A 15,468-nucleotide genomic window follows, 5' to 3' on the forward strand; every position below is an offset into this window, starting at 1 on the left:
GAGAGCACCTCAAATGCCCACCGCAACCACCAGCCGTATCGAGGAGCTGCAGAAGGCACTCCAGGTGAAGTCCGCCGAGGCCGAGCGGATCAGCCAGACCTTCAAGGTCGAGGACGGCGGCCAGTTCGTCGTCTCCAGCGAGCAGGCGAAGGCCTTCCGAAAGGTCTCCAGCGAGGCGCAGGAGATCAAGGCCCTCATCGACGCCGAGCAGGGCCTCACCGAGATCAAGCAGTACCTCGAGGCCCCGGAGTCCACGCCGGCCGCGGCCAGCCACTACGGCCAGCGTCCCATGGGGGTCGAGGAGAAGTCCCTCGGTGACCTCTTCGTCGAGTCCGGCTCCTTCCAGAGCGCCACCGCCCAGCAGTTCCGTGACAAGCCGTACATCCGTGCCGACATCGAGGGGAAGTCCATCTTCTCCCTGTCCGCGGGCACCGTGACCCACCAGGTCCTCGGCTCCGCGCAGAACCTGGGCATCGCGGAGCGCCCGTTCAGGAAGTTCCACATCCGGGACCTGTTCCCGAAGTCGACCACCAAGAACGCCGTCCTGTACGGCGCGCGTGAGACCGGCTGGACGAACAGCGCCCGCCAGGTCAAGGAGCGGTACGCCGCGGACGGCGTGTCGCCGGCCACCGGCGCGGACACCGACACCTGGGGCCGCGCCCCGCGGTCGAAGCTCACGCTGACCCCGGTGATGTACCCCGTCGCCGAGGTCGCCCACCTGCTCGACGCGCACAAGAACATCCTGTCCGACGAGCCGCGCCTCAAGACGTTCATCAACACCCGCATGGTGGAGGGCGTCAAGTACGCGGAGGACTGGGACCTCCTGCACAGCGTCGGCGACGGCCAGTCCCTCACCGGCATCTACAACACGCCGGGCGTCCAGCAGTACACCGGTCTCGCGACCGACCAGTACAGCGTCCAGATCCGGCGCAGCATCACGAAGGCCCTGCTCGCCGAGTACGACCCGACCGGCATCGTCCTGTCGCCCACGATGTGGGAGCACGTCGAGGTCGAGGAGGACAAGAACGGCGCCTTCCGCGTCGCCATCGCCGTCGCCATCGGCGCCGAGAAGAAGGTGTGGCGCCTCAACGTCGTCGAGACGACCGCCATGGCCGACACCGACTTCCTCATCGGTGCGTTCGGTCTCGGCGCGCAGCTCCACGACCGCGAGAACGTCTCCGTCACCGTCTCCTCGGAGAACGCGGAGAACTACGAGAAGGGCCTGATCACGTTCCGCGCGGACGAGCGCCTGGCGCTCGAGGTCCCGCGGCCGGAGTCCTTCGTCATCGGCACCTGGACCCAGCCGACCGGCTGATCCGTGCCGCGGTGAGGGGGTGCACCCGGCACACGGGTGCGCCCCCTCCCACGTACCACCACCAAGGACGACGGAGGACGCTGGTGATCGAGAAACAACCCATAGGCCTCGCCCAGGAGCTGGACGCCCTCACCGGCGCCCCCGCCGCTCACCGAGGCCCCCGCTGCAGCGTCGGTGCCCTCCTGGAAGCCGCAGACGCCGACGTCGCCGCATCGCTCCGCGCGGTGCTGGACACGACCAGCGTCTCCGCCACGGCCATCGCCGAGACGCTCAGCCGCTACGGCGACCCCGTGACCGCGTACACCGTCAACCGGCACCGGCGCCGCGGGAAGCCCAACGGATGCCGGTGCGAGCGATGACCCTCAACAACGAGCTCCAGGCGCTCCTCGAGCCTGCCTCCCCCAGCCAGAGTCAGGCCCCGCAGACAGAGCGCCTCTACCCGGCCGCGCCTCGCGGCTGGGAGTCCGGCGTGCGCTACGAGGGCGGCACGATGGTCGTCACCGCCCCGCCCGCGGACAAGCCGCCCGCAGGAGAGGACGACTGGCGCGAGCGCGTCGAGGAGATGGGCCTCGCCATCCCCGAGGGCTTCCGGGTCCGCCTCGTCGAGGCCAAGCACGACCCCGCCGCCTGGCATCGCGACGCCCAGGGCGACGACGCCGTCACCCGCGCCGTGTGGCGCTGCCGGTACGTCATCGAACCGGCCGCCCCCGCCTGGCAGTCCACCGGCGACATCGACGCCCTCGTCCGCGACGCGATGCGCCGCCGCCGCAAGCCCCGCGCGGCCGTCGACACCGCTGAGCGCGCCCTGGTCGTGGTCTACGCCGACGCCCAGGCCGGCAAGGTGGGCCGCGACGGCGGCACCCCGGAGCTCATTGCCCGGGTCGCCGATCGGTTCGACCGGCTCGACGACCACATCCGCGACCTCAAGGCCGTCGGCCGCGCCCCGTCCGTCGCCTACTGGGCCGACGCCGGAGACTGTGTCGAGGGCTTCGAGAACACGACGCAGCAGGCGTTCACCAACGACCTGACCCTGACCGAGATGGTCCGCGTCCACCGGCGCATCACCTTCGAGGGCCTGGACCGCCTCGCCGGGAAGTTCGGCCGCGTCGTCGCCGCAACCTGCGGCAGCAACCACGGCCGCGTGCGCCGCGGAAAGGACGCCGTCGGCCCGCCCATCGACGACTGGGGCATCGAGGTCATGTCCCAGATCGCCGACGCCTACGCCCGCAACGAAGACGCCTATGGGCACGTCTCGTTCGTCATGCCGGAACGGTGGCGGGACACCGTGTCGCTCGACGTCGCCGGGAAAGTCGTGGGCCTGAGCCACGGCCACCAGTACCCGCGCCCCGACAAGGCCGGTGACTGGTGGCGCGGGCAGACCTTCGGCCGCCAGCCCGTGGCGGACGCCGACATCCTCATCACGGGCCACTTCCACCACTTCCGCGCCCAGCAGATGGGCAACGGCAGGCTCTGGATCCAGGCGCCCACCCTCGACAACGGCAGCGACTGGTACGCCGTCCGCTCCGGCGAGGTCTCGACGTCTGGGCTCCTGGTGTTCAGCGTCGGCCCCGACGGCTGGGACGACCTGCGCATCCTCTGAGCGCGACGCAAGCCAGCCCGGAAGCCCACGGTCCGGGGCATGACTGACAAACCAAGGTGGCTACTCACCCAGAACAGCGACATGCGGCGGCAGGGCATCTACAACTGGTCGATCCCGGCGTGGGCCGGGACCCTGCCCGACGGCCGGAACTACAACACCTGTCCTTCGGCCGGCGTCTGCGCTCAGATGTGTTACGCGCGCCAGGGCAGCTACCGCTTCCCGAACGTCAAAGCCCGGCATGAGGCGAACCTGATGATGGTGCTGGACGATCTGCCCGGCTGGGAAGCGCAGATGACCGCCGAGCTCCAGCACAAGCGGTACCAAGACCGCTGGGTCCGATGCCACGACGCCGGCGACTTCTTCTCCCGGGAGTACACCGAGGCGTGGCTGCGCATCATGCGGGCCGCGCCGGGCGTCCGCTTCTACGCGTACACCAAGAGCGTGTCCCTGTTCCGTGAGGTCGTCGAACCAGACCCGCCCGCGAACTTCAAGTGGGTGTACTCCCTCGGGGGCCGCGAGGACCACCTGGTCGACGTGACCATCGAGCGGCACGTCGACATCTTCCCCGACGAGGAGTCCCTCGCCGAGGCCGGATACACCTCCCGCGGCACGGCCCCGGAGGGGTGCCTGGTGTCCGTGCTCGGCCCGCAGAAGGTCGGCATCGCCGCGAACAACATCAAGCACCTCAAGAAGAAGCAGGGCCCCAACCGTTGGAGCGACCTGCAGCGCGCCCAGGACGAGCGCCGCCGCGGCCCTGGCAAGCAGTTCCAGAGCGGACGGCCGTAGCCGCCACGGGGCACACCAAGATCGTTCTTGCCCAATTGGGCAAGCGTCACCCGGCACCGGATCCGTGCCGGACGGCATCAAGATCATTCTTGCCCAATTGGGCAAGTGCCCCCTTCTCCCGGTAGCGCGCGACCCAAGCCGGCCCCGTGCTCCATCCTTCGCCGGCCACCGACCCCAGAAGGGACCAACCCCCATGCTCCACAAGGAAGACGGGACGCTGATCAAGAAGTCGGCATTCCCCGCGTCCGCCGTTCCGGACGTTCCCATGCGGATCACCGAGGACGTGTACGAGTCCAAGGCCTACGGGCCCGGCGACGGGCGCGCCGAAGGCTCCCGGTTCCACCTGCTCTACCAGGCCGGAACCATCGTTCCCCAGTCCGAGATCGACCGTCTCTTCGCTCCGGCGGCGACCGTCGCGACCGTGAGCCCGGCCACCGGCCCGGCCGCGGGCGGGACGACCGTCACGATCAGGGGCACCCGCCTCGCCGGTGTGACCGCGGTCAACTTCGGCGCCACCGCGGGCACCGAGCTCAAGCGCATCTCCGACACGGAGCTGCGCGTGAAGACGCCCGCGGGCGCGGCGGGGGCCGTCAACGTCGTCGTCGCGGCCGACTCCGGCAACGTCACGAAGACCGGCGGCTTCACCTACTCCTGATCCACCTGACCCGGGCGCCCCTCCGCACCATCCGAGGGCCGCCCGGGTCACCCGCTCCCGCCGCGCGAGGCAGGGGGCGACACAAGCAGCGTCCGGTGTGCAGGGTGCGCGCCGTCCGGACAAGAACCCCCGAGAGGGAGCCACCCATGGCAGGCACCACACGTACCCGTAAGACCGCGGCCGCGAAGACCGCGGAGGCCTCCGACACCACCACCGAGGCCGCGGAGTCGGCCAGCACCGCGGCGGCGGACGAGTCCGCGCCCACCGCTGAGGCCACCGCCGCGGCGGCCGCCGAGGAGACGGCGCCCGTCGTCGAGGAGACCGCCCCGGCCGACAGTGTCGCGAAGGCACCCGAGGCCGCACCGCTCGAGCCCCCGGCCGTCCAGGAACCCCCGGCGGCACCCGCGGCGCCCGTCTACGCCACCCCCACCGAGGTCATCCCCGACGAGGAGAACCTCGCCGAGGTCATCATCGACGACGCCACGAAGGAGCCCCCGGCCGACGTCGACTCCGTGTTCGTCCCTCTCACCGAGTACGGCTCCGTCCTCGTGTGCACCGTGCGCCTGGTCGAGAAGACGTTCCTCGGACCGCACCGCAACGCCGTCCACCGGCTCCTGCAGCCCGCGGGCGCCCACGTCTCCGAGGGCGTCGCCGCGCGCATCCGGGAGCGCCTGCGGGACCAGGCCGCACGGATCGCCGCCCAGGCCGAGAAGTAGGGAGCCCGGGGTGTTCGACTACAGGCCCATGTACGGCGGGGCGCACTACGACCCCGAACCGGCAGGGGGACAGGTCACCAGCGTGTCCCTCTACGACGGCCCGGCCCGCACCACCACCGTGGCGAGCGCCGGACCGGCCACCCGGCTGCGCGCCGGCGTCTACCGGTTCGCCCTGCCCGACGTGCCCCCCGGCCGCTACTGGGCCACCGTCTCCTTCACCCCGAGCGAGGGAGCCCAGCCCGTCAAGGACGAGTCCGTACGCCTGGACTTGCCCCTCGGGCTGGGCCTCGTCACCTCCCCCGAAGCGGTCGCCAAGGAACTCGGCGTACCGCTCCCAATCACTGCGGAGCAGCGCGACGACCTGCTCACCGCCATCCGCACGGCACAGGCCGACGTCGTCGGGTACCTGGGCCAGCCCGTCATCCCCCAGCTCGTCACCCGCACCGCCCTGACGCCGTACCTCGGCCGGGACGACCGGCTCGAGGACGCCGACTCGTGGCCGTTCGACGTCGACGACCTGGTCCAGGTCTCGGCCTACCGCGCCCGCGAGGGCGGCACCTACGACGTCGACTTCCTCGTCGGTCTCGACGGCGCCGCCATCGACCCGATCGTGCGGTACGTGACCACGCACGCCGCGGAGTCCGAGCGGCTCCGCCCCGGCGGCGTCGGCTCCCAGGGCCGCCGGGTCTCCTCCGTCAGCGCGGAGGGACAGTCGATCTCCTACGAGTCGGCCCCGACCACCGGCCAGGCCGGCGCCCTGCCCGAGCTCGCCAGTCTCTCCCGCTGGAAGCGCCGCCTGTTCCAGCCCCTCAACCGGCCCGCCCGCCCGCCGTGGCCGTACTCCTCCACCCGCGGCCGCCGCTGACGAAGGGAGCTGCCGACCATGGCCGTCGTCCTGCCGAACGCCATGCTCACGGTGTACGCGCTCGCCCACCCCTGGGAGCGCGACACCAACGGCGTGCCCGTGCCCCCGAACCCGAACCAGAAGCCGGCCCCGCGCGGCACCTGGCCCGGGTCGGTCCTCGAGCAGCCCGACGGCTCATGGTCGGTGCGCCTCGATCCGCGGGCCTGGCCCGTCAAGGAGGGCGACACCATCTCCGACGAGACCGGCCGCTCCTGGACCCTGTCCAGCACCCGCGAGCACGCGGTCCCCGGCGTCCCGGATGTCGACTACGTACAGGCCACCGGCACGCTCAACCCGCCCGAGGTGGCGTGATGGCCGGAGCGAAGTTCACCCCCGCCCAGGGCCTCGAGCAGCAACTCGCCCGCATGCTGGCCCCCGCAGTGCAGCGCATCGCCCACCAGGTCGAGATCGAGGCGAAGCGCCTGGCCCCGCCCACCAAGCGCTGGGTGACCATGGGCGACAACAAGGTCCGCCCCACCCACGTCACCGCCAACGGGCAGGAAGTCCCCGGGAACCTGCGGTTCGCGATCGACTCCATGCGCTGGGACATGGAGCACCGCGGCGTCGGCCCCACCACCTACATGCTCGAGCCGCTCGACGAGAGCTCCCGGGCCGTCGCCAACCTCAAGAACTGCCGCTGCCGCGCGCACAAGGACCCCGAGGGCATCGCCCGACACATCAACACCGGTCAGCCGGTCATCTCCGGGAAGCGGGTCACGGTCACCGTCTCCGTCCAGGCCCCCATGGTCGTCGAGGCCGAGGTGGGCACCGTCTACCCGGGCAACCTGCGGGCCGACGGCACCTTCTTCATGTCCCGCGCGGCCGCCATCGTCGCCGCCCGCCGCTGAGCGCGCGACACAAGCCAGCCCCACGCGCACAGTGCGCGCCATGGCTACGAACTCCACCACCAAGAAGCCCGCCGCGGACGCCGCGGCGGAGGAAACCACCGAGGCCGCCCCGGCCCGCACCGCCCGCAAGGCGGCCCCCGACCCGGACGTCGTCGGCCCCGCCCTCCCGGCCGGCGCCGAGCCGGTCGCCGTCACCCTGGCGCACCACCACACCATCGACGGCACCGACTACCCGCCCGGCGCCAAGCTCCTCGTCTCCCCGGACTACGCCCAGCGGCTGCGCGGCCAGGGCTACGCCACCCCGGCCTGATGAGCGAGCTCACCCTGGCGGACGCCGATCCGGTCGCCGCTCTCCTGGTCTGGCTGCAGGAACACCCGGCGGTCGCCGACGCACTCGGCGGCCCCGGCCGCGTGTCCGGGATCCAAGAGGCGCCCTGGCCCCACCTGCGCATCGACCACGGCCCCGGCGGCGACCTGCGGGACATGAACTGGGCCATCTCTCCGGAGGTCACCCTCGAGGCGTACGGCGACCCGGGCGGTTGGCCGGGCAAGGCCGAACTCCGGCGGATCCTGCTGCGCTGCGCCCAGGCCGCCCAGGAGCTCGGAGAGGCGCCCCACGTCCCCGGCCGGCCGGTCCTGAGCGGCATCAAGCCGTCCGGGCTGCTGGTGTGGTCGCCGCTCGTCGACGGCCAACCCAGGTGGGTCATGAACCTCTCCGTCACCGTGCATCCGTGACGACGCGACGTTAACCACCCCGGCTCTCCAAGGTGTCCGCGCCCTAGCACCGGACACCAAGGAGAAGCCCGCCATGGCTGGCGAGACCACGAACAACAACGAGATTCTCATCCCTCAGCTCAGCCGCATGTGGCTGGCCCCGGTCGGGACCGTCGCCCCGGCCGACGCCACGGTGGCCATGCCCGAAGGCTGGTACACGGTCGGTCTGTTCACCGAGGACTCCCTCAAGTTCAACTCTGAGCCGAACTTCGAGCAGGTCCGATCGGCGCAGTCCAGCTACCCGACCCGCACCTTCCAGACCACCGACGCGGCGACCATCGAGGTCGACCTGCAGCAGTGGTCCGGCCGGAACTTCAGGGCGGTGTACGGCGGCGGCAGCATCACGGCCGTGACCCCGCAGGGAGGCGGCGGCAAGCACTTCCGGTTCGCCCCGCCCCGCATCGGCGGCCGGACCGAGATCGCCGCGTGCATGGAGGTCATCGACGGCGGCAAGCACTACCGCTACGTCATCCCTCGCACCATGCAGATGGAGGGCGTTTCCAAGGAGCTCGCCAAGACCAAGGAGAGCGTCCTGCCGCTCCGTCTGGCCGTCCAGGGTGGCGACGACACCGATGCCTGGTACGTCCTCACCGACGACCCGGCGTTCCAGCCCCCGGCCCCGACGATCGCCACCGTCACCCCGTCCACCGGTCCGGCCGCGGGCGGTACCACCGTGACGATCACCGGCACCGAGCTCGGCAGCGTCACCGCCGTGAACTTCGGGAGCACGGCCGGCACCGGTCTGGTCATCGAGAGCGACACCGAGCTGTCGGTCATCAGCCCGGCCGGGACGACCGGCGCCAAGGACGTCGTCCTCGTGTCCGCCGGCGGCAACGTCACCAAGACCGGCGGCTTCACCTACGCGTGACCCAGCCCTGCGGCCGCCCCTCCGCCCTGCTCAGGCGGGGGCGGCCGTACGGCGCGACACAAGCCGCGCAGCGCTGCCACTGTCCGCGCGCTGCCACACCCGGCAACCCAGCTACGCACCCCGAAGAGGTCACGCACATGGACACGTCGTTCGCCATCGACCTGGACGCCCCGCGCCGCGAGGTCCAGTTCCCCGACGGCATCCCGGTCAAGTTCCGCGGAGAGCAGTTCCTTTTCCCGGCGGAACTGCCCGCCGACGCCCTCGACCCGATCCTGTCGGACGAGCTGGGCCTGGTCGAACTCCTCGGCGAGGTCATCGAGTCGGCCGACGGCGACGCCGGCGTCGCCGAAGTCGTCACCGCCCTGTTCCGGCGCCCCACGCTGCCCCGGCAGCTCCTCGCCGCGATCCGGGAGACGTACGCGATCCTCCTGGAGGACCAGCACGAGGACTTCAAGAAGAAGCGTCCGTCGGTCCCCGACTACGTGCGCCTGACGATCGGCCTGGTCAAGGTCTACGGGGTTGAGCTGGGAAAGCTCTTTCGGTCGGCCGACTCGTCCGCGAGCGATTCGCAGACGTCGAGTCCGACCTCTCCCGCTTCTACGGAGTCGACGCCCGACGTATCTGGCTTCGTCCCGGACAACCCGGATTCCTTGGAGTCCGACGGCTGATCTCTTACGTCGACGGCCTGCCAGACGACTCCCGGGTCCGTTCAGCCCCTCTCGGCGGCTGGACCAAGGTCCTCGAGCTCCTGGCGCTCGCCGTCGAGGAGATCGGGCTCCTGGCCGCAGACAAGCGGCGCGAGGAGCCGACCACCATCATCCGCCCGCCGCGCTCCGTCGCCGCGACCCCGACCGCCCCCGGCATACCGCCCCGGCCGTCGCAGTCCGCCCCGGAACCGCAGGCACCCCGCATGAGCGGCCACCGCCAGATGCTCGCCGCCGCCATGCAGAGAGGAATGGTCCGAAGTGGCTGAGGGCCTACAGGCCGGCCGCCTCGACGTGCCGGTCGTCGCCGACCTTTCGGGGTTTGCTGAACGGCTGCGTACGGCCGTCGAGACGGCCGCCGAGGGCCTGGCCGCCAAGATCAAGGTCGAGGTCGACTCCAAGGGCTTGAAGCGACGGCTCAAGGAGGCGGTCAAGGAGGCGTCCAAGGGCGTCACCGCGAAGATCCGCGTCGAGATCGACGAGGAGCGGTTCCGCACCACCCTCGACGGCATCCGGCGCCGCATCGACGACACCGACCTGAACATCCCCGTTCGGCCCGACGGGGACGGCGACAACGACCGCGGCGGAGGCCTCCTCGCACGACTGCGCGGACTCATCGCCGGAGCCCAGGGCGAGGCCGACCGCAACCCGGTCAACGTGCCGGTCAACATGCGGATGCCGGGCGGCGGCCGCGGCCTGCGGATGCTCGGCATCGGCGCCCTCGTCTCCCTGCTCCAGCCCGCGGTCGCCCTCATCGGCCAATACGGCGCAGGACTGACCGGGCTCGTCTCCGCGGCCGCGCCCGCGGTCGGTGTCCTCGGCGCGATACCCGGCCTGATCGCCGCGGCAGGCACCGCGGCGATCGGCACGAAGGTCGCGTTCAAAGGCTTCGGCGACGCCCTCAAGGAGTCCGTCAAGGCCCAGCAGATGATGGCCTCGGACGGCAAGGTCACCGAGGCCCAGCAGAAGAAGCTCAAGGAGGCACTGGACAAGCTCTCACCGTCGGCTCGCGACGCAGTCAAGGCCGTCTCCTCGCTGCAAGCGGCGTGGGGCAAGGTCCGCATGGCCGTCAGTGAGCGGTTCTTCTCCAAGGTCGCGGACGACATCAAGCCGCTCGCGAAGTCGGTGTTCCCGCTCCTCCAGGACGCCCTCGGCGACTCCGCTGCCCAGATGGGCGACCTGGCGCAGCGCGGCGCCAAGTTCATGCAGACCGGCGTCTTCCGCAAGGACTTTAAGACCATCGCGGGCACGAACTCCCGCGTTGTCGGCAACCTGACGGACGGCCTGGCCAACATGGGCCACGCCACCATGGACTTCCTGGTGGCCAGCGGTCCGTTCGTCGAGCGGGTCGGCCAGGCAGGCGAGAAGTTCACCCAGTGGGTCCGGTCCTCCGTGGCGGCCGGACGCGAGACGGGCAGCCTCGCCAAGTTCCTCGATCACGCCGGGGACAAGGCTGCACAGCTCGGGCGGACCACCGGCAGTCTGATCAAGGGCCTCGGTGGCGTCGGCAAGGCCGCCATGGAGACCGGCAACGCCATGCTCGACGGTCTCGAAGGCAGCATGACCCGCTTCGAGCGCTGGGCGAATTCCGGTGCTGGCCAGAAGGCCATGAAACAGTTCTTCTCCGACGCGGCGCCTGCCTTCCACGAGGTCAACCTCCTGTTCGGGGACCTCATGCGGGGGCTCGGCCGGTCGATGAAGGACGGCGGGATCACCGACTTGGTGCGGCAGATCCGTACCGAACTGATGCCCGCCCTGGGGACGTTCTTCAACGCCATGGGGCAGACGATCGGCCCCGCGGTCATCTCGGTGATCTCGAACATCGCCACCGCGATCGGCAACCTGTCTGCAGCCGGTTCAGGGCTCGGCGTACTGCTCGTGGCCTTCAACGGCCTGCTGCAGATTTTCAACACGCTGATGGGCGTCATCCCCGGGGCGAACACCGTCCTGGCCACGTTCTTGGGCACGATGCTCGCCCTCAAGGTGGTCAGCGGAGTCGCTGGGATGCTGCGGAACTTCGGGGCCTCCGTCACTGCCGCGGGCACGTCCGTGCGCACGCTCGGCACCACCATGCGCGGCACCATGGGCGCGGGCGTCATGGGGCCGCAGATCACCATGTGGCAGCGCATGGGGCTCGCCTACCAGGGCGCCGCAGCACAAGGTGGCCGGCTGTCCGGCACCCTGCGTGGAATCGGGGCCGCGAACCGGGTTGCATCTCGTGCCATCGGTGGCATGACCTCCGCGCTCGGGGGGCCGCTCGGTCTGGCCATCGCGGGCGTCACCATCGGCTTGGGCCTGCTCGCCTCCAAGCAGGAGGAGAGCGCTCGAGCCGCCGAAGCACACAAGGAGCGCATCGAGTCCCTTTCACGGGCCCTCGCCGACTCCAACGGCGTGATCGACGCGAACGTTCGCGCGCACGCGGTGCAGCTCCTCCAGGACACCGAGCTCGCCGACGGTAAGGGCAAGCTCGTCGACGTCATGCGGGAGGCGGACGTCAGCCTCTCGACGCTCACCGACGCCTACCTCGAACAGGGCGGCAGCGTCGATGTGCTCCAGAAGAAGCTCCAGGCGCTGGCTGACGCCAATCGGGAGTACGTGAACTACGCCGGCGACAAGGCGTCCAAGCTCGAGTACACCGACGAGGGCCAGAGGTACAAGGACGCGGCGGACGCGCTCGGTTCCCTCAACGGGGAGTTGAAGAAGTCTCAGCGCGACGCCAAGGAGGCCGCGGCTGCCATGAACGGTGCCGGTGCAACCGGCACCAGCGCGTACGGCCGTCTGCAGGCAGCCGTCCAGGGGTTCAGTGACAAGACGCAGTCCGCGGACACCCGCGTCGACGCCCTCAAGCGCGCGCTCGACGCTCTCAACGGGAACACGCAGTCGTTCCACGACGCGCAGACCCAGCTCAACGCCGTGATGCTGCAGATCGACGAGACGATGAAGGGGACCATCGAGCGGTCCGACGGCTGGGGCAAGTCGCTCATCGACAACGACGGCCTGGTGAACACCGCCACCCGCAACGGTCAGACCCTCAACGGTCAGCTCACCGAGTTGCGCGACTCGATGCTCGGCGTCGCTACGCGCGCCCAGGAGGCCGCGGAACAGGGCCTGATGCCCATGTCTGAGGCGATGAACAAGAGCCAGACCGCCATGGAGGGGGCCCGCGCCAAGGCCATCGCCCTCGCCATGGACATGGGCATTCCGAAGGAGCAGGCAAAGGCCCTGGCCGATCAGATGGGGCTGGTCCCCTCGACGGTCACCACCCTGATGACGGCCCAGGGCATCCCCGAGGCGACGGCCGAGATCCTGGGCCTGCGCGCCAAGTTGGACAGCATCAAGCCGGGCAAGTCGATCACGATCAATGCCCCCACCACGGCGGCCCGGCAGCAGCTCGAGGCCCTCGGCTTCACTGTGCAGCGCGTCCCCGGAAGCAAGAAGGTCACGGTCACCGCCCCGACGGGCGGGGCCCGCGTCAACATCGCCGCCCTGGCCGAGGACATCGCCAACGCGCCGGACAAGAAGAAGGTCACCGTCCAGGCGATCATCCAGAAGGCCGCGGGCGACCTGAAAAGCGTCCAGGAGAAGGTGGCGGGCCTGCCCAAGGGCAAGTCCATCGACGTCAAGGCGCCCACGAAGACCGCGCAGCAGGCGCTCAAAGACCTCGGATACAAGATCAAGACCGTCGACGGCACGAACGGCAAGACGGTTCGGATCACCGCCCCGACCGCGTCGCCGCTGGCCAACGTGCAGCGCATCCAGGGCGCGATCAACGGCCTCACCGGCAAGACCGTGCACGTCACGGTGCAGTACAGCGAATCCGGGAAGCCGTCCGTGGTCCGGACGCACGCGGACGGCGGCATCGTCCACTACGCCAACGGCGGCATCCGGGCGGCCACCAACCGGATCAAGGCTTTCGCGGCCGGCGCCGAGCGGCACATCGCGCAGATTGGACGGCCGGGCGAGATCCGCGTGTGGAATGAGCCGGAGACGAAGGGGGAGGCCTACATCCCTCTCGCCCCCGCCAAGCGCAAGCGCAGCGAGGCCATCCTCCAGCGCGTTGCGCAGATGTTCGGCGGCCAGGTCGTCTACTTCGCCCAGGGCGCCCTCCGCCAGTACGCGGCCGGCGGCGTGCGCAGCTCGAGCTCGAGCTCCACCAGGCCCCGCGCCACCGTGGCGCCGGCGGCCACCCCGCTCGTCGGCGGTGACCTGAACCTGAACATGACCAGCGCTCCCACCAGCCCGAGCCAGGCCCTGGGCGACGCGATGTTCGAGCTGCGGCGGATCAAACTGGGAGGTGCGTATGCCTCTGGCTGAGGGCGAATTCAAGCTGACGTACAGCGCGAACGGGGTGCACCCGGGCGCGTCCTTCACCTTCGGGACCGTGCGGACGGGCTACTACCTGCTCGACGACTTCGAGGTGAAGGACACCGACGTCACGTCCGGCGACACGCCGCTCCCGCGGGAGGACGGCATCCGGCACGGCCAGGACTACACCACGGGTTCCGTGATCACGTTCGAGGTCGGTGTCGACACCGTCGACGACGGCGACACCCTGCTCGAGCGGCACGGGGCGAACCTGGACGCGGTGTCGGTCATGAAGCAGGCGTGGGATGCGAAGGCGGTCCGCGACCGCATGGCCACGCCCGCCGTGCTGTCCACGACGCAGGGCGGCCGGGCGCGGCGCTGGTACGGGCGGCCGCGGCAGTGCGCAAAGGCCGCGTCGAAGCTGACGCGGCAGGGGTACACGCCCGTCGTCGCCACGTTCGCCACGGTGCACACGGGCAGCTTCGACGACGTCGAGCAGAGCGTGCGCGTCGACATGGCCCCGCCCCCGCACCGCGGCATCAAGGGCCCCCTCAAGGACCCGCTGACGATGGTCGGTGAGGGAACGGTGCGCGTCCCCGGGCAGATCATCGTGGGCGGCAACCGCCCGGCCTGGCCCGTCATCACCATCAACGGGCCGATCTCCCAACCGGTGTGCGAGCTGGTCGGGAAGTGGAAGCTGGGCCTGAACCTGACGCTGAAAGCGGGCGAGAAGGTCACCATCGACCCCCGCCCGTGGGTCCGCACGGTCCTGCGGGGTAGCGGCAGCGTGGCGGGACTCGTCACCAGGTCCTCACCGCTGCTCGAGGACCTCCTCATCCCGACCGGCCGGCAGGACTTCGTGCTGCGCGGCAGCGACGCGACCGCCACGGCCTTCATGACCGTGGCCTGGCGCGACGCCTACGCCTACCTGTAGGAGGGCCAGGACGCGACGTTAGCGGCCTGGGCCCGTGATCCTCCGCTGTCCACCAGGACCAGCAGCGGAGGAGAAGCAGAGATGGCGTGGGACAGCGTGCCGTGGTTCACCGAGGGCGGCGCCGAGCACAGCAGTGAGGTGGCGCGGCTCCTGGCGTACGCGGCTTTCGGCGGCGCGCAGGGCATCGTCGGCTCCGGCGACCTGGCGGTGAAGGCGCTGTCGTCGCCGGCGGCCCAGGTGCAGGTGCGGCCGGGAGCGTGCGCGATCATCAACCGGGCCGCGGGGTCGACGTACCAGGCGTACGCGGGCCGGCTGCCGACGTCGGACACGGTGAACATCGCCGCGACCGGCACGACCGCGCGGTCGGATCTGATTGTGGCCCGGGTCGAGAACCCGTACTCGTACGGGGAGACGTGGCCGAACCCGTCGGACCCCGTGGTCGGGCCGTACATCTTCACCCGGGTCATCTCCGGCGTGGCGAAGACGGTGACGAATGTCCGGCAGGTCCGCCCGAACGACTCGGCGATCACCCTGGCCCGGATCGACATCCCAGCGAACACCTCGGCCATCACCCAGGGGATGATCAAGGACCTGCGGGACATGGTGAGCCCCCGCCGGGAACGGGTCCTCTACACGGCGTTCCCTGGCTCCCTGTCGACGCTGGCCTACAGCGACAACAAGTGGCACAACTGGCCTTCGGCGGCCTCCTGGGACATCGACGTGCCGTCCTGGGCGACCCGGGCCAAGGTCGTGATGACCTTCGCCGGGTTCCGCATGACCAGATCCGACGTGTACGCCCGGATGCAAACCAAGTGGGGCAGCACCCTCCTGGGCCAGGACACCTACATCGACGACGACTCCGGCAACGGCACCCGCCGCTCGACGATCGTCCTCGCGGACAACTACGCCCTCCCCAGCGCGTTCCGCGGCACGACGCAGACCCTGTCCGTGCAGACGTACATGTACAAGTCCGAGACCGGCGACGTCTCCGTCGACGCCGGCACCTCCATCGTCGCGGACGTCGAGTTCGTCGAGAGCCCGGACGAAGAGGAGGTGTGA

General features: G+C 70.4%; 16 protein-coding genes. All 16 read left to right on the top strand.

Annotated elements, in window-relative coordinates; all coding sequences use genetic code 11:
• The first annotated feature begins 13 nt into the window (after positions 1-13).
• The 16 genes from ACIBU0_RS42700 to ACIBU0_RS42775 all read left to right on the top strand — a co-directional run bounded on the left by ACIBU0_RS42700 (position 14) and on the right by ACIBU0_RS42775 (position 15,468).
• On the top strand, positions 14-1,315 hold the full coding sequence (locus ACIBU0_RS42700; protein ID WP_398829870.1) for a phage major capsid protein: 1,302 nt from the start codon (positions 14-16) through the stop codon (positions 1,313-1,315).
• Positions 1,316-1,398: 83 nt separating this feature from the next.
• Positions 1,399-1,674 carry a hypothetical protein gene (locus ACIBU0_RS42705; RefSeq protein WP_398829872.1) on the top strand — a complete coding sequence of 92 codons (276 nt, stop codon included), beginning with the start codon at positions 1,399-1,401 and terminating at the stop codon, positions 1,672-1,674.
• Positions 1,671-2,915: a hypothetical protein gene (locus tag ACIBU0_RS42710; protein WP_398829875.1), complete on the top strand. Its 1,245-nt coding sequence runs from the start codon at positions 1,671-1,673 to the stop codon at positions 2,913-2,915. The genes ACIBU0_RS42705 and ACIBU0_RS42710 overlap by 4 nt, the downstream gene beginning before the upstream one ends.
• A 39-nt stretch (positions 2,916-2,954) precedes the next feature.
• Positions 2,955-3,701: a hypothetical protein gene (locus ACIBU0_RS42715; protein WP_398829877.1), complete on the top strand. Its 747-nt coding sequence runs from the start codon at positions 2,955-2,957 to the stop codon at positions 3,699-3,701.
• A 193-nt stretch (positions 3,702-3,894) separates the two neighbouring features.
• Positions 3,895-4,356 (top strand): IPT/TIG domain-containing protein, encoded by a 462-nt coding sequence (locus tag ACIBU0_RS42720; RefSeq protein ID WP_398829880.1) that lies wholly within the window; start codon positions 3,895-3,897, stop codon positions 4,354-4,356.
• A 146-nt stretch (positions 4,357-4,502) separates the two neighbouring features.
• Positions 4,503-5,072, top strand: coding sequence for a hypothetical protein (locus ACIBU0_RS42725; RefSeq protein WP_398829882.1), 570 nt, complete (start codon positions 4,503-4,505; stop codon positions 5,070-5,072).
• A 10-nt stretch (positions 5,073-5,082) separates the two neighbouring features.
• Positions 5,083-5,937 carry a hypothetical protein gene (locus ACIBU0_RS42730; RefSeq protein WP_398829885.1) on the top strand — a complete coding sequence of 285 codons (855 nt, stop codon included), beginning with the start codon at positions 5,083-5,085 and terminating at the stop codon, positions 5,935-5,937.
• A gap of 18 nt (positions 5,938-5,955) precedes the next feature.
• Positions 5,956-6,288, top strand: a complete 333-nt coding sequence (locus ACIBU0_RS42735; protein WP_398829887.1) for a hypothetical protein — start codon at positions 5,956-5,958, stop codon at positions 6,286-6,288.
• Positions 6,288-6,824 (top strand): hypothetical protein, encoded by a 537-nt coding sequence (locus ACIBU0_RS42740; RefSeq protein ID WP_398829889.1) that lies wholly within the window; start codon positions 6,288-6,290, stop codon positions 6,822-6,824. The genes ACIBU0_RS42735 and ACIBU0_RS42740 overlap by 1 nt, the downstream gene beginning before the upstream one ends.
• 40 nt (positions 6,825-6,864) lie before the next feature.
• Entirely contained in the window at positions 6,865-7,134 is a 270-nt protein-coding gene (locus tag ACIBU0_RS42745) for a hypothetical protein (RefSeq protein WP_398829892.1), read from the top strand.
• Entirely contained in the window at positions 7,134-7,559 is a 426-nt protein-coding gene (locus ACIBU0_RS42750) for a hypothetical protein (RefSeq protein WP_398829894.1), read from the top strand. The genes ACIBU0_RS42745 and ACIBU0_RS42750 overlap by 1 nt, the downstream gene beginning before the upstream one ends.
• Before the next feature lie 73 nt (positions 7,560-7,632).
• Positions 7,633-8,466 carry an IPT/TIG domain-containing protein gene (locus ACIBU0_RS42755; RefSeq protein ID WP_398829896.1) on the top strand — a complete coding sequence of 278 codons (834 nt, stop codon included), beginning with the start codon at positions 7,633-7,635 and terminating at the stop codon, positions 8,464-8,466.
• A 137-nt stretch (positions 8,467-8,603) separates the two neighbouring features.
• Positions 8,604-9,134, top strand: a complete 531-nt coding sequence (locus ACIBU0_RS42760) for a hypothetical protein (protein ID WP_398829898.1) — start codon at positions 8,604-8,606, stop codon at positions 9,132-9,134.
• A gap of 297 nt (positions 9,135-9,431) precedes the next feature.
• Entirely contained in the window at positions 9,432-13,484 is a 4,053-nt protein-coding gene (locus ACIBU0_RS42765; protein ID WP_398829901.1) for a hypothetical protein, read from the top strand.
• On the top strand, positions 13,471-14,409 hold the full coding sequence (locus ACIBU0_RS42770) for a hypothetical protein (RefSeq protein ID WP_398829904.1): 939 nt from the start codon (positions 13,471-13,473) through the stop codon (positions 14,407-14,409). The genes ACIBU0_RS42765 and ACIBU0_RS42770 overlap by 14 nt, the downstream gene beginning before the upstream one ends.
• 81 nt (positions 14,410-14,490) lie before the next feature.
• On the top strand, positions 14,491-15,468 hold the full coding sequence (locus ACIBU0_RS42775; RefSeq protein ID WP_398829906.1) for a hypothetical protein: 978 nt from the start codon (positions 14,491-14,493) through the stop codon (positions 15,466-15,468).

Source organism: Streptomyces sp. NPDC049627, from assembly GCF_044465645.1.
Classification (GTDB): Bacteria; Actinomycetota; Actinomycetes; order Streptomycetales; family Streptomycetaceae; genus Streptomyces.